Here is a 19,210-nt window from a genome sequence, read left to right as displayed (position 1 = left end):
TGGTAAGCCATAGTAGCTGAGATGGCCACCACATCCGCCTTATAACTCACAATTGCCTGAAACTAAACTCCGATCAGGTACATTAGCACCTAAATAATACGTATCTTAACCATCCATCTCGAATAAATCTGCCAGCATACGCAAGCCGATTTCATGTTGCTCGCTGCCTACACAAGCGGCCACTAGGCTGTGTCCCTTACTTCCATTACCGATCCAACTGGGATACAGGCTGGAAATAATAAATTGAATAGCAGCCGTACAAAAATGCTCTTGTCCAACGGTGATTTTGCCTTCATGCCACAGTCGGCCCAGTTCATATTGTGAAATTTGAAAAATATATTTGTAGATGTGTCGAATGGTTATACCTTCATCCAGCAAATGGACAATCTGGTCCAAAGCCTGTCTGCGGTTACCTGCAAGCAAATACTCCAAATATTGAGCCACATCCGTCGAGAATGGATTATCATCATTAATAAAAGAGGCATATTGCTCTTGCTGCGCAATTTGCTGTAACCCCAAATTCATGTGCTCCAGCACTACACTTTTATCTGGATGATGGAAATGCTCTATCAACGTCTCCTGGATTAGCCCGAAATGAATAGACAAATCCTCCTGAGTAATGCCGAAGCCTTCCAGTAGCTTTTTGAGCCAAGAAACATACTGTGTAAATAGAATAGGACTGTTCACGATGACGCTTTCTGCCAAATAATTCAAGCTATAAATAGAATCCTGTTTCGTTTTTGCCTTGCCGCTATCCCCAAAACGCAGTAAAAGATCCGGCTGTAATTCGTATTGCTTATTGATGACCAATTCCGCCAAATCTCCTGCTTGCATCAGCAGCGACTCACCTGCTGTATATTGCTGTATACTCATGTACAGCTCCTTCCCAGACAAGACCGATTTGTTAACTGTAAGCAGGAACTGGTGAATACATCCGAGCGTGACTATTAGATAATTATACCTGATTTGCGTCTCTACATTAACCCTACTCCCCCAAATTACGACAAAAAAAATAAAATACCGTAAATACGGTATTTTATCTAAAAACATATTTAACCTGCAGTCTGAACGTGTGCAGCCTATGAGTCGCTATTTTCTATCCCTCAGCTCTGTCCCTCAGCGGTTAGTCCAAGCTTTTTTAACAAATGAATGGCCTGCTCCTTCTCTTCCACAGACAGACCATCCACCGTCTCCATAATAACACGATGGTGCTGTGGGAATATTTGCTCAAAGAAATGGCGTCCTTCGTCGGTCAATTCTGCATAAATTACACGTCGATCATCTTGTGATGCACGCCGGGTGAGCAAGTTTTTTTTCTGAAGCTTATCCACGACATACGTTATATTCCCACTGGAGATGAGCACCTTTTCTCCAATTTTTTGCAAGGGCTGTGGTCCGCGATAATACAACAGATCAAGTACACCAAATTCTGTTGTATTCAATCCATGACTATGAATATCGCGATTCGTGCGGGACGTGACCGAATTATAGGCACGAGCCAGCACAACAAACAAATTAAGCGCCAAATCCTGATCATCTGGTTTTACAGACATAGTAACAGCCTCCGTTAGTCATATCTTTATTCAAAGATATATTAATTGCATGCTTTTGTCAAGTTTAAGCGTTTATCCCTGCTTCTTTTGCAATCTACAATGGATTAATTTACCATTATCGCGTGATCATTGCAATTCATGAAGTAAAAAAGCCCACTCTCCACCCGTCACCAGTTTATGTAGTGACGGTACGAAGAACAGGACTTTTTTATGACGCAATCCCTAACCATTTTCGTAAAAATACATAGCCAGCTCGGCCACAACATACACCCACAACATTCAGTATGATATCATCCACATCCATTGTACCTGCGCCAAGCAGCATTTGGGACACTTCAAGAATGACCAGCGCGGCCACCACCGTTAACAGTAGTCTGCCTATCCTGCGCAAGGACACCCAAATGATCGGCAAAAGAACACCGAAGGGAATGAATACACCAATATTCCCGAGCAAATTAACACCCCATACCCGAAAAGGGAACGAATGCATTGCCCTCCAATATTGTCTAATTGTATCCAATGGAACGATATTATACGAATACGGAGGTCCCGGTCGTAGGGTACGCCCAAATCCGAGAAACATCCAGTATAATAGAAGCGCTGTATATAAAATGAATAGCACACATACCAAACTACGAAGCAGTCGAGTACCCGGCATTACTTATTACGGATGTCGATTTGTCCATTGGCTCGTGCGATAATGACCTGATCCGCCATATTAATGAACAATCCGTTATCGACGACCCCTGGAATTTGATTCAATCGGATTTCCAGCTCTTGCGGGTTCTCAATTGTCCCATAGCGGCAATCGGCAATATAATTACCGTTATCCGTCAGGAAACGCTCGCCGTCTTGTATACGCCATTCCGCTTGGCAGCCTGTCTGCCGCAAGGACTCCAACGTCCATTCACTGGCAAAAGGTACAACCTCGACAGGCAAGGGAAATGTGCCCAGCACCTTTACATCCTTCGACTCATCCACAATAATGATTAATCGGTCGCTGTTGCTCTCCACAATTTTTTCTCTCAACAGAGCTCCGCCCCCGCCCTTTACCAGTACCAGCTGCTCATTCACTTCGTCTGCCCCATCAATCGTAACATCGAGCCTTCCAATCTGATCGAATGGAATGATGGGAATCCCCAGCTCTTTGGCCAGATCCTCCGAGGCTTGGGATGTAGCTACAGCCTGTATATGTAATCCTTGCGCTACACGCTCACCGATTTTTTGAATAGCCCAATAAGCTGTCGAACCTGTACCAAGTCCTACTTTCATGCCATCCTGAATCGCCTCTACTGCTTTTTCAGCCGCTTTTTGCTTCAAATTCATGATCATCTCTCCTGCTATATAGGCTAGTATTGATTTACCATTCATTTTATATGAAAACGTTTTATAAGAACAGATGCAGCTTTTTACCATAACAAAGACTGTTCACATCGTGTTCATACTCGCCGAATCGTTCAATCGGTTCATAACCCTGCTTGGTATAGAGAGCAATCGATTCAGGTTGAGCCGCGCCGGTCTCCAGCTTGATCCTTAAGATCCCCTGCTTTCGAGCCTCCTCTTCCAAAAAGGACAGCAGGCTGACACCAATTCCTTGCCTGCGATAAGAGAAATCGACATAAAACCTTTTAAGCTCCATCTCTTCCTTATCAATAGGCCTAAGTCCTCCACAAGCAACAGGTTTTGCATCCATATACACAACAGCGAAAATCATTTCCTTTACTTTCGGATTGGAAAAATCAACCAAGTAAATTTCGTCGGCAGGATACCTCTCCAGTAAGTCCTCATCCAGCCTCTGAATTAATTCATGCAGATCCGCATGATCACTCTTAACCTTTACAATCGTAAGCTTCGACATTCTTCTCATCCCTCTACTCTATGTATGGATATATGGGCTCATTCGCAAACAATTCACAAAAACCGCGATAAATCAAGCATTGGCAACGCCAAATATGAAAAATGTCCCAAATTGACAAGTGCAATTGACTCTATTATAAAGTATGATGGTTTCTGTTGAACAGTTGCTTATGGAGGAACCGAATTCGAATTTCAAGTTGAAGTATAAATTGGAATATACTGAAACAAACACAGCGTTTACCTATTAAAATTAATTTTTTATTGTGTAAGGTATTCATTTCAAGAGCATTTTGTACGACATATATATAGGGATATCATACTTGTACATAAAAGGACTAAAGACCTATTACTTAAAATTCAAGTGTCTATTATCTCTATTCTTCGTTTGTAAGGGGAACTTGATTATCTTATTCGATAAGCGGTTCAACACCATATACAAAAATACAACCAGGGAGTGGAACATTTTGAAAAAGTGGAGTAGCTTATCATTCTTCACCAAGAACTTATTATTATCATTCTTCAACATCGTATTGATCGGGCTAGTCCTCATCGTGTCCAGCTATTTGATCCAACGTACGATTTTGATAGACCAGCTGCACGGGCAAGTGGAGAAAATCACATTGAAATGGGCCCAGGGCATTAATGCAGATGAAGTAACCCAAGCCGTTCAAGAAAAAAATTATGACGGACCTGTTCAAACCAAACTCCGTGCTTATCTGGATAGTATCATGGCGACGAATCCAAATATCTCTCATGCCTATATTTTTGGAACGGAGCTGCAAGACGGCGATCAGACATCCATTGTTGCGATGCCGACCGATCTGAGAGAATCATTTGAGAAAGAAAAAATGGGTGTCGGCGCTATGTACCAGCAGCCAGCTGTCGTGGCAGTAAGCCTGACCGATATGCTGGACAGCGGCAAACCAACCTTCACCAGCTTCTATGATGACTCTTTTGGTACATGGACCACTTTGATGACTCCAATTAAAGATCCAAGTGGCAAAATCTTTGCATATTTTGCTGTCGATGCAGATGCCGGTGCTGTGCCTGCCGGATTGACCAAGCTGCTCATTAGCGGTGCTACCATTTTGGTCATTTTCCTATTGATCTGTCTGGGGCTTCAATATTGGGTAGTAAGACGCACGTTGACACCGATTAAACAACTGATGTACGGCATCAGCGAAGTAAGCAGAGGAAATCTGGACGTTCAAATTCACGCAGGCCAAGATGATTTAGGATTGGTGAATCAGAACTTCAATGATATGGTAAGCCATATTAACAGCATCATGACCAAAGTGAAGCAGACAACGGATGAAGTCAATGAATCAGCGAAAGAACTGCTCGCAATCTGCGAACAAAACGGTGTTAATTCAAACATTATTAATCAGAATATCAATGAAATTACAGATAACATCCGCGCACAAGAAAAAGCAACAGGGGATAGCGCACGAGCCATGTCTGAAATGGCTTCGGTCATCCAAAATATCGCAGCCAGCTCTGCTACTGTTGCAGAAGAAGCAAATTCGGTCGAGAAGCGCTCTAACGAAGGTAACGAAATTGTGGGTAAGGTTTCTTCGCAAATGCATTTAATTACAGACTCTGTTACGAATACATCCCGTATCATCAAGCTGCTGGATAGCCGTTCACAAGAAATTGGTAACATTATCGGTACGATTTCAGGTATTTCCAGCCAGACTAATCTGCTTGCCTTGAATGCTTCTATTGAAGCTGCGCGTGTCGGTGAAGAAGGCAAAGGTTTTGCCGTCGTTGCCAGTGAGGTTCGCAAGTTGGCAGAGCAATCAGCAGAAGCAACCAAACAAATCACATCTTTAATAGAAGAAATTCAAAGTGAAATCGGACAAGCCGTGACTTCCATGGAGAAAGGTACCGTTGAAGTTCAGAATGGGATCGTTGTAGCTGGACAGGCTGGTGAGCTGTTCAATGACATTTTGCAAGCAACTAAAAATGTAGCATTGCAAATTCAAGAGGTATCCAGTGCTACGGAGGAAATTTCTGCTGGTACACAAGAAATGACAGCAACCGCGGACGATCTCTCTTCCACCGTGAGTAAAACTGCTAACAATAGCATTCATATTGCCCAAACGGTTGATGAGCAAAAAGCTTCTCTGGACTCCATCATTGATTCGTCCCATAAATTGACGTCCATGTCTGAAGAGCTTCAGGAAATTACTTCTTATTTCAAAATTAAGGACACCAGCCGTACTAAATCGTAACAACCATCTACCGACTTCAAGCTCTTATTCAAAAGTAAGTCGCTCAGTAATGCCTCCCTCCTGTTCATGCATTTGAAGGGATAGGAGGCATTTATTGACTTTACCTATATATTAATACATCAAACATTCAGGAGGTAAGCGTAATGGCTTCATTACTACAAAACAGTTCACAAACAGCGCCATCCCCATTCCTGGTTCCCTTGGATTTTGCACGTACACAACGCAAGCATACATACTCTACTTATCAAGTAGAGCTGGAGCCGTCCATCTCGGAGCAGCTGAACCAGCAAGCAGCGACGGAAAAAAAACAAGCGTTGCTATTATCAGCGTATACTGCATGGGTATACCGTCTGTCCGCAGAAGAAGAAGTATCTCTTTCGACTTTTGCGCCTCAGTCCGGTCTGCTCACAGCTTCACTGACGATGGGAAAGGAAACGACTTTTCATGAACTGGCAGGCTTATTCCAGGAAATGCTTCGTAAGTCTGACGCTTACCTGACGGAACCACAAGCCGATACGTCATTCTCGGCCAGCCTGCTCACAGACAGCGGCGCAGAATCCCGGATTATGGACTGGGCTGTCAGTAAAAACAATGGATCTTATCAAATACAGATACGGTATGATGATTCACTCCTTCTGGAAACAACGGTTGTCCGGTATGCAGAATATTTTGAAACTCTTCTGCGTGGCGCGCTAACCCACAGCCATGCTCTTGTGAATTCAATTGATATATTGTCTGATGCGGACCGGGCTGCTCACGAGGCTTTAAATAATACAGTCGTGAAGTACCCCGAGCATCAAACCATTCACGGTATGTTTGAGGAGGCGGCTTCACAATATCCTGATCGTCCAGCTATCGCTTCCCACGCCGGAGAGTATACGTACCGTGAGCTGAACGAGCGTGCGAACCAGGTCGCACGTGTGTTGTTGTCCAAGGGTCTTGCCAAGGGCGAATTCGTGACCATCTTCATGGAACGGAGCCTGGAGACCGTTATTTCCCTGCTCGGCATCCTGAAAGCCGGAGGCGTGTACGTACCTGTCGATCCAGCCCATCCCGCTGACCGGAGCAGCTACATTGTTGAGGATACGCGTTCTCCCTTTGTCCTGACAACTTCCGCACTGATGGAGCAAGCGACTGAACTGTGCGGGTCTATTGATACCGTAAAAGAAATTTTAGCCATTAACGGGCCACTCGCGGGTTATGCCGCAAGCAACCCGAACGTTAACGTAGGCCCGGATGATCTCGCTTATGTTATCTACACATCCGGCTCGACAGGCAAACCAAAAGGGGCCTTGATCGCTCACCGCGGGGTCGTTAACTTGGGGGCTGTTGTGCAACGCGATTGCGACATCACACCTCAGGATGTATTGACCCAATTCGCGACCTATAGCTTCGATGCATCGGTTTGGGATACGATTGGAGCCTTGTTCTACGGTGCAAAGCTGTACCTGCTGTCCTCCGAAGAACGTGTATCCGTTGAAGAATTCGCAGAAGCCATCGCACGCACCGGTACGACGATTATTACGATTTTGCCGACTGTGTTCTTTAATCAGCTGTCTACGTACTTATCAGACGAAGGCTATCGTAAACTCGCCAAAGTACGGATTGTTACCGTGGCAGGCGAAGCGCTGTACGGCTCACAGGTTCGAGCCTTCCAGAGTAAATTCGGTACAGATACAGACATTGTCAACGTATATGGACCGACCGAGTGCACCGTAGCGACGACGACCCACCGTGTTCGTGGTGCTGTGCCTGAGCATGTCGTTAACATTCCGATCGGCAAACCGATTTACAATTACAAAGTCTACATCGTTAACGAGGACAACAAGCTGTGTCCTGTCAATATTCCAGGTGAAGTGTGCATCGCTACGCCTGCGTTGGCCCATGGCTACCTCCATCAGCCGGAGCGTACAGCTCAATCGTTCGTGGACAACCCTTTTGTTCCGGGTGAAAAAATGTACCGCTCGGGGGATATCGCCAAGCTGCTGCCAGATGGCACAATTGAATACGTGAGCCGGAAGGATTCACAGCTCAAAATTCGGGGGAACCGGATCGAAATTGGAGAGATTGAAGACCATTTCTCCAAGCATCCGGGTGTTCAGGACGTGGCTATCGTAGCTGTTAAGGATCATACCGATCAAAATATGCTGGTGGGCTATTTCACCACTTCGGATGGACAATCCATTCCGCAGGATGTAATTCAGTCCTATATCGGGAGCAAGCTGCCCTCCTATTTTGTACCGAGCCATGTCGTGCATCTGGAAGCTATGCCAATTTCACCGACGGGCAAGATTGATCGGAAAAAGCTGGCCCTGCGCCCGCTTCCCGAAGCATCTGACCTTTCATTTGGCGGGGAGCCTGTCCGGGAAGGGACCGAAACACTCATTGCGGAAGCATGGGCACAAGTGCTTGGCAAAAACAATATTGGCGCAACCGATGATTTCTTCCTGATCGGGGGCGATTCACTTCGTGTCATTCATGTGCTGGCTATTTTGAAGCCGCGTTATGGCGCATTGCGTATCGGAGATTTTTTCCGCTATAAAACCATTCGCGAGCTTGCAGAATACGTGGAGCAATTAGGTGAAGAACAAGCTCCGCAACGCAAACCAGTGGAGGTTCCTCAAGAAAAAACTGACCTGAATGAGCATCCGATTGAGCTGTCCAGCACTTCGGATATGGCTGAAGTGCGCGACATGCGTGTTATTCTGTTGACCGGAGCTACAGGCTATCTTGGTTCACACATTCTATATGAACTGCTTCAACGGACAGAAGCCCAGGTGTATGCGATGGTACGCCCTTCTCAGGAGGGACCATCCGGTATCGAGCGTATTCAATCTGTCATGACAGGGTATTTCGGACCCCATATCTCTGACTTGATCGAAGGACGAGTCAAACCCGTGTATGGAGATCTGGAACAGGCGGATCTTGGCCTCTCCTCTGTAGACCGTCATATGCTGGAGCATCAAATCGACGGCATCATTCACAGCGCCGCTGACGTTCGCCATTTTGGTGATTCAGCAGCCTTTGATCGTACGAATGTGACCGGGACGCTGGAGCTGCTGAAAATCGCCCAAGCGAAGCCAGGAGTATCCTTCCATCATGTCTCAACAATGGGCATACCGGAGGATCTAGCCAATGAGGGAAAATGGGAATCGGTATTGGATCTGTCCTCCTTCCCGAAGGATCTGAATGTGGACAACCTGTACACGAACAGTAAGCTGGCGGCAGAAAAGCTGTTGTTCCAAGCGGCTCAAGCAGGTACGCCTGTCTCCATCTATCGCGCAGGTAATTTGACGGCCCACTCGGAGAACGGACGCTTCCAGCGTAATATCGACAGCAATGCTTACTATCGTATGATGAAAGCTATGTTGCTGCTGGGCAAGGCACCACAGGCTGATTGGCATACAGACTTCACGCCGATTGATTATGCCAGCCGGGCGATTGTAGAGCTGTCCGTTCATCAAAAAAGCGCGAACCGCGTTTTCCATATCTGCAATCCGAACCCACTTCCATATGACGAGCTGATTGCTATGGTAAACAAGCTTGGTTATGTCGTGGAAACCCTGCCTTTTGACGATTACAGCACCTGGCTGCTAAATCCGTCTTCTGGCATTCAGGAGGATGCACTTCACCTTGCTATGGGGCAGCTCGAAGGGGACGGAGCCAAGGATTCTGCTTATCGGTACGGGTGCACTGTAACCACGGCTCTGCTAGAGCAGTCTGGCGTCCAATGCCCGGCAACCGACCTTAACTTTATTCGGAACATGATCCAGCATGCCGTTGAGATCGGTTATTTCCCGGCTCCATCAGCGTTATCCGCAAAAGCAGCACAGAGGTAACAAAGTTGTGATATTTCCCCCGCGTGCTTTAGGTATGATAGACTAGATTTTGCCTAGTTTCATAATTTAATATATTTAGTATTAACCTCAATAATCAGAATTTTTTGCATGCGGGGGATGTCATTCACATGAAACACACTATTTTTAAAAGAACGCTGCTAATTATGAGCTTGATGGCTGTTTTAGGAATTTTGGTGTACGAAGCACGTGCCATTTATCACACTCCTACAGTTAAAGGAACTCATCGTACACGCACGGCTAATGCGGATCGACTGGTACGCCATCTATTCTCACTGACGCCTACACCGGATAAAGTATATTACCAAAACAAAGTCATTGTGCTGATGTATCATGAGGTGACTAAGTCCCCACCTGATCCCGGTGCTCTGAAGCTCAGTAATTTTAAGAAGCAGTTGGACGAAATGAAAGCGAACGGCTTCCGCTGGATTACGATGAAAGAATATACGAACTTTATTTTACATAAAGCCAAAGTCCCTGATAATGCGGTACTCATGACATTCGACGACGGCTATGAATCCTTTTATACGGACACCTTTCCCGTGTTAAAAGAGTATCGCGTACCGGCAACCAATTTTCTCATCACATCCACAATCAGCAATCCCAAGCACATTGGTATTCGTAAGCTGACATGGGATCAAATCGGGCAAATGCATGCCGAGGGGATTGATTTTTATAATCATACCAATGACCAGCATGCCTACGGATACTCCAACACAGCACGCACCAAGCAAAAGCCGCTTTTGATGGCTCCGGTGTATTCGAAAAAACTGGGGCGGATGGAAACCGAGGATGAGTTTAAACAGCGAGTTTACACCGATCTGGACACGGCTGACAAGAAGCTGTTCAAGCATCTGCACAATGATCAGAAGGTACTTGCCTTCCCTTACGGCGGATATACCAAGGAAACGCTGGATATTTGTCGCTCCTTGGGCATAGACGTCACGTTCACGGTGAAACGTGGAATTAATTCACCGGGACAGACGAATGGCTATCGCGTTAATGCAGGCGGAATCCACAACATTCCGGAAGTCTTGGTGCAATATATGAAGGAGGGTGCTCCCCTTCGGCCATTGCCTTTTGCCCAAGGTCCCAACAAGGTATCATAAACATAAACGTTGTCTAGCTCATTTTTAAGATAAAAAAGGAACCTTTAAACCAAGTATGCTGTGGTTTAAAGGTTCTTTTGGTTGATGGGATTAGAATGAGGGCCAAATGCGAATCGCCGCAATAACAGCCAAATGCACCGGGTAAAAGCTGCGCCACAACCAACGTGGAACCCGACTATAAAATCCGCTCTTTTCGTATATAAAGCATGCAATCAGAATGCTGGACAGCAGACTAAAATGCTGGATATTCGCGTGGTGCACCAGATCATACACCACGTTCAAAGCAAAATGGGCTGCAACCATCGTATATGAACGTGTGTACCGATAAATAAGGACAAGCAACAGGCCATAGGCTCCGTAATCCATCAGACTAAGCTCCATCATCAGAGCTGTCAGAACATACAGGCACGTCATTGCCGTCCAATGCTTCAAGCGGGACGCGGCAGCCAGCGCCAGCAACGAAGTCAACAGCGTCCAAATCACATTTGGCCTATACACATCAAATGCCAGCATATAGGGTAGTTGGGAAATCAGGGCGAGCCCAAGGAGACGAAGCATGTAGCTCCGCAAATTTCTTGTTCGGGCATACCCCATATACAGCGCGTACGCATAGATGGGAAAAGCAAGCCTGCCAGCAATTCTCCAAGCCGGATCCGCCGGGAAAAACACAAGTCCGACATGGTCAATCAGCATCGTCAGCATGGCCAACCAGTACATATAAGGCCCCCTTATTGTTTTATGTCCTTTCCTCCGTCAAGCCCAGAATGGCATTCATGATATCCGTTTTTGTAACCCGTCCCACCAGGCCCTGAATTTGAGTTGGGGAGGTACATTGCTCGTCCAGAACCGGAAGGCAATTGACCTGATGACGAACCAGCCTCGATATGGCCTCCAGCAAAGAATCCCTCGGAAGCAGCGTCGTCATTTGGGCCCGCCGCGTCATAGCCATGGTCACGGGAACGGTGTGCAGATCGGTATGCCCCAGCATGACCTTCAGCAAATCCTTGCGGGTAACAATGCCAATGAGCTCCTGCTCCTCCCCTGTGACCATCAGCGTGCCTGTATTTTGCTGAAATAGCATCAACACCGCATCATAGGCGGTAGCATCGCCAGATATCAAGATTGGTTCACTAAGTATATCAGCGACAGTCAGCTTTTTCAGCATGCTGCCAACATGACTATCATATTTTGGGTACTGCCCTGGCAAGTACCCTACCTTAGGCTTGGCATCCACCAGGCCGAGCATAACGAGCAAAGCAAGATCAGAACGGAGTGTCGGTCGTGTCAGCCCCAGCTCTTCAGCAATTTTATCCCCCGTAACAGGCGCCAGGCGCTGGACAATATCAACAATTTCACGCTGTCTTTCGGACAGTTGAATAATGATTACCTCCTTATACAATGGGGTAGTATACATTATAGATGAACATAGATCGGCAAGATTCAGCAGTTTCCGACAATTCATCAAATTTTAATCATAGACCGCTTGTTTTCAAATTTAAAATGTGTCACAATTAAAAATGTAATACATACTAATTATAAGTTTAACGTGTGCAATAAGCTACATTTAAATATGCTCATGCACATGTGTTTGATATGTATTATGTACTATAAAACCCTGAGGAGGAAATCAAATGAAATTTTTCTTGGATACTGGTAACATTGAAGAAATCAAACGTATTGAACGTTTGGGTCTGGTTGATGGTGTAACAACGAACCCTTCGCTGATCGCCAAAGAAGGTCGAGTGTTCAAGGAAGTCATTCAGGAGATTTGCGGTATCGTTGAAGGTCCCGTAAGCGCTGAGGTTATTGGCCTGAAGGCTGAGGATATGCTCAAGGAAGCTTATGACATTGCGAAATGGGCACCTAACGTCGTAATCAAGCTGCCTATGACCGAAGACGGCTTGTACGCTTGTAACGAGCTGACCAAGAACGGAATCAAAACGAATGTAACACTGATTTTCTCCGCAGCTCAAGGTTTGATGGCTGCCAAAGCTGGCGCTACTTTTATCAGCCCATTTGTAGGCCGGCTGGATGATATCGCTGTTGACGGTATGAAGCTGATTCGTGAGCTGAGACAAATTTTGGACATTCATGGCCTGAAATCCGAAATCATCGCGGCTTCGATCCGTAACATCAAGCATGTGGAAGATGCTGCTCTGGCTGGCGCGCATATCGCCACTATCCCAGGTTCCTTGCTGCCTTCCCTGTGGAAACACCCACTGACAGACAGTGGTATTGAACGCTTCCTGAAGGACTGGGAAACTGTACCTAAGGCTTAATTCGCCATTCATGGCAAAACGATATTGCGTTACACGAACAGCCCGTATATTGCGGGCTGTTTTTTTGGCTTTGTATAAATGCTGAACAACTTTTTTTGACAAAACAACTTGTTAACCATATAATTGTTTCAACAACTAATTAATTTCGGAATAGTTCCATCTAGAAAAAAACAGAAAGGGGTAGCTTATGCATAACTTGCCTCCCGATTGTTCCATTGGCATGCTGCTGGGGATTACTCATCGCAAAATGAGTCAACAGCTCACACATCGCCTTAAACCGTATGATATTTCCCCAGAGCAATGGTCGGTTCTGTACCAAATCTATCAGGCCGAGGGTTTAAATCAAAAAGAAATTGCAGCCAAGGCCGTCAAGGATCAGCCTACCACAACCCGAATTATTGATTTATTGGACAAGAAGGGATGGGTGCAGCGTGTGAATAGTCCACAGGATCGCCGGGCCTATTTGCTTCACTTGACTGAGGCAGGCCGACTGCTTATTGAGAAGACACTTCCTTTCGAACGTGAGGCCAACCAAGATTTTGTAAAGGGAATTTCTTCTGACGATTTGAAGCTGTTTCGCCAAACTCTTTTACAAATTCACGCCAACATAAGCGAATCAGAGAAACAAGGAGAGAACGATTAATATGCAACAAGGCAAGCAACCTCTTTGGACCAAAGAATTTATCGTTCTTACGGTTTCCAATCTATTTTTGTTTCTGGAATTACAGATGATCGTATCCTCCATTCCTTCCTATGTGAAAAATACATTCCACGCCACTTCCGTTCAGGTCAGTCTCGTTACGACATTGTTCGCATTGAGTGCAATTGCAGCAAGGCTTTTTTCTGCCCGCATGCTGGAAAAAGGACACCGCAGCACCCTAATTTTCATCGGACTGCTGTTTGCATTAGTAGGCACGCTGGGATACAGTGTTTCACCAACGATTACGGTGCTCCTGCTCATGCGTATGCTGTTTGGGATTGGCTTCGGCATGAGCAGTACTGCCTTTCCAACGATGGCTACTGACGTCATCCCGTCCAAACGTCTCGGTGAAGGAATGGGATTTTTTAGTTTGTCCACCAGCTTAGCCATGTCCATTGGACCGACCATAGGCATATCCATGCTGCAAAACGGCAGCTTTAACCTGCTAGTATATACGACATCAGCCGTGATTGTCGTTATTTTCCCACTAGCTTACTGGCTGATTCGTACATTGCCCAAAGGGCATATCGAGCCGCCGATGGTTCCTTTGGAAGAGGGACGAAAACCGGCATTGAATCGCAAATTATGGATTCCTGCCTTGCTGAATATGCTAATGTCTATCACGTATGGAGGATTAATCGGCTTTATGGCGCTTTACGGGGATGAAGCCAATCTTTCGCACCCGGCCTACTTTTTCCTGTTTAATGCGCTATCCGTGCTGATCGTGCGCCCCTTTTCGGGTCGTATTTATGATAAAAAAGGGGCCAAAGCACTGCTCGTTCCGGGTTCACTGTTTCTGATTGGCGGTCTGATCCTGCTTTCCTACGCACACAGTGACGTCTTCATGTATCTGTCTGCTCTTTGCTACGGCATCGGTTTCGGTGTCATGCAACCGACCCTGCAAACCTGGATGATTCAGGTCGTATCTCCCAAGCAGAGGGGCATGGCAAACGGTATGTTTCTCAACTCCCTCGATTTCGGGGTTGCAGCCGGAGCTCTTATCCTCGGCATTATCGCCAAAGCAAGTGATTATGCGTGGATGTACCGTCTTTCCTCGGTGTTTATTGTGCTGTTCTTGCTGATCTATGTCATTCAAATCATCGCAAGCCGCAAAGCTAAAACACATGTGCCTCTTGAGGGGTAATGAAAAAGCATCCGTTACCATGCTTCATGGTTTCGGGTGCTTTTTCATTTTGGAATATATTTGCTTTTATTTCGCAGGAGTTTTGCGTTTTAACTTGGAGGAAAGCGGCTTTTCTTTCGTCACTCCTATCAGCCCTTCAGTCGCTTTCATACGATTAACGGTTGGGTTATCCGCCGCTTCATCCTGCTCCGGTTTGACCGCGAGCAGCATCAATAGAGCAGCTATCCCTCCCACTCCGGCCATTACACCAAAGAGCAGACCATGTCCATTGCGACCCTGCAGTAAGGATACAGCCGGTGGACCTAGCGATACCCCAACGAAGCGCATGCTGCTGTACAAGGCAGTAATGGTTCCGCGCTCCTCTTTTTCAATTCCCTTTGTAATCAAGGCATCCAAACAAGGCAGTGCCAGACCAATTCCCCCGCCTCCTAGTGTGAACAATCCGATCACCACATAGATATGTTCAAAAAATCCGAGAATAGCAAAGCTAACCGTTAATATTACCAAACCGCTAAAGCCAATCCATTTCATACGCTTCTTATGCTTGCCAATGATCTTGCCCCCCAAATAGGAGCACAGACAAAGGGAAACTAGCGGGATGGCAAGCACAAAGCCTTTCCAGACTCCATGAAGGTTGTAACGGCTTTCCAATATGTCGGATAAGTAGAATAAGACGCCAAAAATGACGAACATACAAATACCGCCCATGGCAAAAATGGCATATAGCCAGCGTCCTTTTTCGGCAAGCACCTGCTTTACTTTTCCGGCAAACTCTCGAAACGTAATTGGTTGATTTTTGCGCTTAGGCACATGAATCAGCCAAAGCACCAAAATAAGCGAAATCAGACAGAGGACCGGAATTACTGCCAGTGGCAAAAACCACAGAACTGCTCCCAACGCCGCGCCGAGTATCGGACTTAACACTTTTCCGAATGTATTATAGGTCTCGACCACACCCAAGTTCTTGCTGACCTCATTCTCGTCCTCGTACAAATCTCCCACAAGCGGAATGACTATTGGAAAAGCTCCTGCCGCTCCCGCTCCCTGAAGTAGACGACCTCCTATAATGGTCCAATACGCTGCCAGATCTTGAAGCAGCCATGCTCCCACTGCAGAAATCCCTCCCCCAATGACCGTCAGGATCAGACAGGGAACGATCACCGCTTTACGTCCAAATCGGTCGGAGAGATAGCCTGCAATCGGTATCAGCAAAATAGCCACCACCGCATATACCGTAATCAACATGCTGATTCGAAAAGAATTTACATGTAGCTTACGTCCAATTTCCGGCAATACAGGAATCAGCATCGAATTACCCAGCGTCATCATCAGCGGGATGGAACCTAATGCAAGCAGAATTCCTTTATTTTGTTGCATTCCGTTACCACCTTTGTACAAGTAATAACACAGCTGTACAGATTCTTTCAACAGGTATTATTGTGTTTACATGTACTTGGATTTATACGGCTACACCTTAAATCCTCCAACCCTTGTATTCAGAATCTGCGACATATCCGCCAGCGTATGAATGGATGATGCAATTTCCTCCATGGAAGCCTGCTGCTCCTCAGCCGCTGCGCTGACGCTCTGCGTTCCCCCTGCCGACTGCTCGGCAACTTCGCGAATCCGTTCTACAGCTTCCACCATCCGTTCTGATCCGTCGGACATTTGTTCCACAGACCGATTTACACTATGAATCTGTTGACTAACCTGCTGAATGGAATTTCCAATTTGACGAAATGCAGTTTCGGCTGATTGCATGACCTTTACGCCGGACTGCACTTCAACCGTCCCGCTCTGCATACTTGATGCCACATTTGCGACATGATCCTGAATATTTTGCACAAATTGTGTGATTTCCGCTGCTGAGACCGATACCTGCTCGGCCAACCTTCTCACCTCTGAGGCTACCACCGCAAATCCTCTACCCTGCTCTCCCGCTCTTGCCGCTTCAATGGACGCGTTAAGCGCGAGCATTCCTGTCTGTTTGGCAATTCCGGTAATGACAGAACCGATCATTCCAATCTGTTCGGCCTGTTCACTAAGCAGACGTACAGCGCGTGCAGAGCTATCTACACTCTCACTTACTTTTTCCATCTGGCGCATGGCCTGACCTATAGATTGCTCCCCTGCTTCCGCATCTTTAGCAGCCGTATCAGACAACTCATACACCTGCTGGCTCGTCACTGCAATATGCTCCAGTTCATGGGCAAGCTCCTTCACAGTATCTGTGGTTCGTGTAATATCATCAACCTGATGCTCCATACCGGATGCAAGCTCTTCCATGACACCGGACGTATGACGATTGGCCTCGTTCATTTCCTCGGTGCTTACGCTAACCCGCTCGGCGGTCACGGTTAATGTACGCGCCGTATCCTGAGCATCCACTATAATATCGCGAAATCCCTCGATAAGCTTATTGTAAGAGCTGGCAATCATGCCGATCTCATCTTTGGACGTAATATCAAGTCGTCCTCGCAAATCCCCTCCGCCCTTCGACATTTCCAACAACTGCTCATTCATATGATGTAATGGACGAATGGAACGAATCAAAATGATAGATTGTGCAACACTATAAATGATAATAAGAAATCCTACGATGCTCGTAATCAAGGTTGTGTTCGTCATCGTTCGGTGTGCCTGTTGTACTTTCACACCGACCATGTCACCCTGAGCTTTGACGAAGGCTATCACCTTTACATCAAGCTGCTTGCGCAAAACCCGTTCGTTTTCAAATTCATTTAGCAAATCGGAAAACGGCGGGAATATGTCTTTTGTACTCCGATACCCGGCTGTAGTCACTAAGCTATGAACCTGGCTCGTATAGCTATTGATCTCTGTCTTGAGATCAGCCATCTTTTTCTTCATATCCTCACTGCCTGTATTAAGCAAAGCTTCCGTCTCCTGGAGCAGCTTCACAATTTCACTCTGTTTCTTTTCGATCTCTTGCCCATACTGCTCGTCCCGAGTCAGCAAATATCCCCGCTCATCATTGGATATCCCGTTCAACAAAAATTGAAGCGACTTTGAGTTATATGCAATCGTCTCCTCACGGTTTAAAATATCCTTGTACTCGTTCTCGCTATGTACGCTTAAAATGTAATTCGTCAGCAGCATGGCCGCAATCACACCTGGAATAAGTAGCGCGCTAAGAATCATCTTGGCCTTGATTGTTAAGTTCATAAATCGGTCCTCCAGTTATGTCTGAATAAAATGCCCAACTTATTATATATCGTTTAATTCAGCGTTTTTTTGAAGCTTTCAGACTTTTATTTGTCGGATTTAAATAATTAAAATGATATACTAAGTATTTGTATGCCATAGCCTCAAGGAGGACCTGCATGAAAAGTTTGGAGTTTACCTCGCTTATTCACGAGCTTACCGAGCTGGATACCCGTAGTTGCCTTATAATGCAACAGGGGAACATGATTTTGGAATATTATCGTGAGCCTGAAATCGCAAATAAACTTTATAAAATAAATTCCTGTACCAAAAGCGTACTGTCAGCCTTAGTCAGTATCGCCATGGACCAACACATCGTACCTCATTCGGACACGCCGATCCTCGAATTTTTCCCCAGGCTGGCTGAGGACAGTGACCCTCAAAAGCGTGATATTACGATTGAGCATCTGCTAACAATGTCGGCAGGCTTTAGCTGGACCGAATTTGGCGGACAAAATTCTTTTCCAACCATGAGCAAAACGTCAGATTGGGTGCAATTTGTACTTTCGCAGCCGCTATCAGATGCGCCGGGCACACGAATGGAGTACAGTTCTGGCTGTTCCCAGCTTTTGGCCACCATACTGCGTCATGCTTCCGGACAAACGGTAGCTGAATTTGCCGAGCAGGAATTATTCCAACCACTCGGAATCGAAAGCTATTATTGGGAAACCGACCCCCAGGGTACTCATACTGGAGGCTTCGGTCTACGCCTCAAACCGATGGACATGCTCAAATTTGGGCTACTTTATCTGAACGAAGGAAGCTGGGAGGGACGCCAGCTCATCCAAACCAAGACGGTCCGCTATGCTACCCGTCCATTCCTTCCGGCTGCCAAACCACAAAAAGCATTTTACGGCTGGCACTGGTGGACGTCTTCCTTTTTAGAGGATACAGGTTTAGACAAAACAGAAAAAAACACCGAAACGGATTATTATTACGCACTCGGCTTTGGTGGTCAATATATTGTTGTCATTCCGTCGTATGATATGATAGTTGTCGTTACCGCTGATAAATTCAAAAAGAAACGGTCCCCTGTGGATATTTTTCGGCAGTATATTGTTCCGCTGCTTCGTCAGCAAGCATAGCCAGCAAATCAAAGTCAAAGTTGATAATCCCTTATAGCAACTCAAGAGCAAAAAGGGCTTGCCTGTATGGTCATACCCCTGTCAAGTAGACAAGTGAAAAAAGGCTAAGCAGCCAGCGCGTGCCGGTACTCAATCGGCGCGCGCTGTTTGAGTTTGGCCTGAAATCGTTG

General features: G+C 46.1%; 16 protein-coding genes. 7 read left to right on the top strand and 9 right to left on the bottom strand.

Annotation, left to right across the window (positions count from 1 at the left end):
• Window positions 1–105: 105 nt before the first annotated feature.
• The 5 genes from LCF57_RS01840 to LCF57_RS01820 all read right to left on the bottom strand — a co-directional run bounded on the left by LCF57_RS01840 (window position 106) and on the right by LCF57_RS01820 (window position 3,411).
• The gene (locus LCF57_RS01840) at window positions 106–873 is read right to left on the bottom strand and encodes a B12-binding domain-containing protein (protein ID WP_225999197.1); all 768 of its coding nucleotides are present in this window, start codon (window positions 871–873) and stop codon (window positions 106–108) included.
• A gap of 230 nt (window positions 874–1,103) precedes the next feature.
• Window positions 1,104–1,553 carry a MarR family winged helix-turn-helix transcriptional regulator gene (locus LCF57_RS01835; RefSeq protein WP_025719585.1) on the bottom strand — a complete coding sequence of 150 codons (450 nt, stop codon included), beginning with the start codon at window positions 1,551–1,553 and terminating at the stop codon, window positions 1,104–1,106.
• A gap of 208 nt (window positions 1,554–1,761) precedes the next feature.
• Entirely contained in the window at window positions 1,762–2,211 is a 450-nt protein-coding gene (locus LCF57_RS01830) for a VanZ family protein (protein WP_225999196.1), read from the bottom strand.
• Window positions 2,211–2,879 carry a ribose-5-phosphate isomerase RpiA gene (gene rpiA, locus LCF57_RS01825; protein ID WP_225999195.1) on the bottom strand — a complete coding sequence of 223 codons (669 nt, stop codon included), beginning with the start codon at window positions 2,877–2,879 and terminating at the stop codon, window positions 2,211–2,213. Before rpiA ends, LCF57_RS01830 begins: the two co-directional genes overlap by 1 nt.
• A gap of 61 nt (window positions 2,880–2,940) precedes the next feature.
• On the bottom strand, window positions 2,941–3,411 hold the full coding sequence (locus LCF57_RS01820; RefSeq protein ID WP_225999194.1) for a GNAT family N-acetyltransferase: 471 nt from the start codon (window positions 3,409–3,411) through the stop codon (window positions 2,941–2,943).
• A gap of 463 nt (window positions 3,412–3,874) precedes the next feature.
• On the opposite strand from LCF57_RS01820, the gene LCF57_RS01815 reads away from it, so the two are divergent.
• From LCF57_RS01815 to LCF57_RS01805, 3 genes are all read left to right on the top strand, one after another.
• A complete protein-coding gene (locus tag LCF57_RS01815; protein WP_225999193.1) occupies window positions 3,875–5,644 on the top strand; it encodes a methyl-accepting chemotaxis protein in 1,770 nt (589 codons plus the stop codon).
• Window positions 5,645–5,787: 143 nt separating this feature from the next.
• Window positions 5,788–9,483: a non-ribosomal peptide synthetase gene (locus LCF57_RS01810; RefSeq protein WP_225999192.1), complete on the top strand. Its 3,696-nt coding sequence runs from the start codon at window positions 5,788–5,790 to the stop codon at window positions 9,481–9,483.
• Between the two features lie 128 nt (window positions 9,484–9,611).
• On the top strand, window positions 9,612–10,610 hold the full coding sequence (locus LCF57_RS01805; RefSeq protein WP_225999191.1) for a polysaccharide deacetylase family protein: 999 nt from the start codon (window positions 9,612–9,614) through the stop codon (window positions 10,608–10,610).
• A 90-nt stretch (window positions 10,611–10,700) separates the two neighbouring features.
• Here LCF57_RS01805 and LCF57_RS01800 read toward each other — a convergent pair whose 3' ends face one another.
• Together LCF57_RS01800 and LCF57_RS01795 are read right to left on the bottom strand one after the other, a co-directional pair.
• Window positions 10,701–11,327, bottom strand: a complete 627-nt coding sequence (locus LCF57_RS01800; protein WP_225999190.1) for a TraX family protein — start codon at window positions 11,325–11,327, stop codon at window positions 10,701–10,703.
• A 19-nt stretch (window positions 11,328–11,346) separates the two neighbouring features.
• Entirely contained in the window at window positions 11,347–12,024 is a 678-nt protein-coding gene (locus LCF57_RS01795) for a CBS domain-containing protein (protein ID WP_225999189.1), read from the bottom strand.
• Window positions 12,025–12,241: 217 nt separating this feature from the next.
• On the opposite strand from LCF57_RS01795, the gene fsa reads away from it, so the two are divergent.
• The 3 genes from fsa (at window position 12,242) to LCF57_RS01780 (ending at window position 14,733) form a co-directional block, all read left to right on the top strand.
• A complete protein-coding gene (gene fsa / locus LCF57_RS01790) occupies window positions 12,242–12,889 on the top strand; it encodes a fructose-6-phosphate aldolase (protein ID WP_225999188.1) in 648 nt (215 codons plus the stop codon).
• A gap of 187 nt (window positions 12,890–13,076) precedes the next feature.
• Window positions 13,077–13,532: a MarR family winged helix-turn-helix transcriptional regulator gene (locus LCF57_RS01785; protein ID WP_225999187.1), complete on the top strand. Its 456-nt coding sequence runs from the start codon at window positions 13,077–13,079 to the stop codon at window positions 13,530–13,532.
• 1 nt (window position 13,533) lies between these two features.
• The gene (locus LCF57_RS01780; protein WP_225999186.1) at window positions 13,534–14,733 is read left to right on the top strand and encodes an MFS transporter; all 1,200 of its coding nucleotides are present in this window, start codon (window positions 13,534–13,536) and stop codon (window positions 14,731–14,733) included.
• Window positions 14,734–14,799: 66 nt separating this feature from the next.
• Here the strand turns inward: LCF57_RS01780 and LCF57_RS01775 are convergent, their stop codons facing one another.
• Window positions 14,800–16,110 (bottom strand): MFS transporter, encoded by a 1,311-nt coding sequence (locus LCF57_RS01775; protein ID WP_225999185.1) that lies wholly within the window; start codon window positions 16,108–16,110, stop codon window positions 14,800–14,802.
• A 90-nt stretch (window positions 16,111–16,200) separates the two neighbouring features.
• Complete coding sequence (locus LCF57_RS01770; RefSeq protein ID WP_225999184.1) at window positions 16,201–17,916, bottom strand: methyl-accepting chemotaxis protein; 1,716 nt, start codon at window positions 17,914–17,916, stop codon at window positions 16,201–16,203.
• Window positions 17,917–18,074: 158 nt separating this feature from the next.
• On the opposite strand from LCF57_RS01770, the gene LCF57_RS01765 reads away from it, so the two are divergent.
• Window positions 18,075–19,040 carry a serine hydrolase domain-containing protein gene (locus LCF57_RS01765; RefSeq protein ID WP_225999183.1) on the top strand — a complete coding sequence of 322 codons (966 nt, stop codon included), beginning with the start codon at window positions 18,075–18,077 and terminating at the stop codon, window positions 19,038–19,040.
• Window positions 19,041–19,210 lie beyond the last annotated feature (170 nt).

It is taken from the genome of Paenibacillus sp. BJ-4, assembly GCF_020404765.1.
In the GTDB taxonomy this organism is placed as follows: Bacteria; Bacillota; Bacilli; order Paenibacillales; family Paenibacillaceae; genus Paenibacillus.
This window is presented reverse-complemented; position numbering and strand designations above follow the sequence as displayed.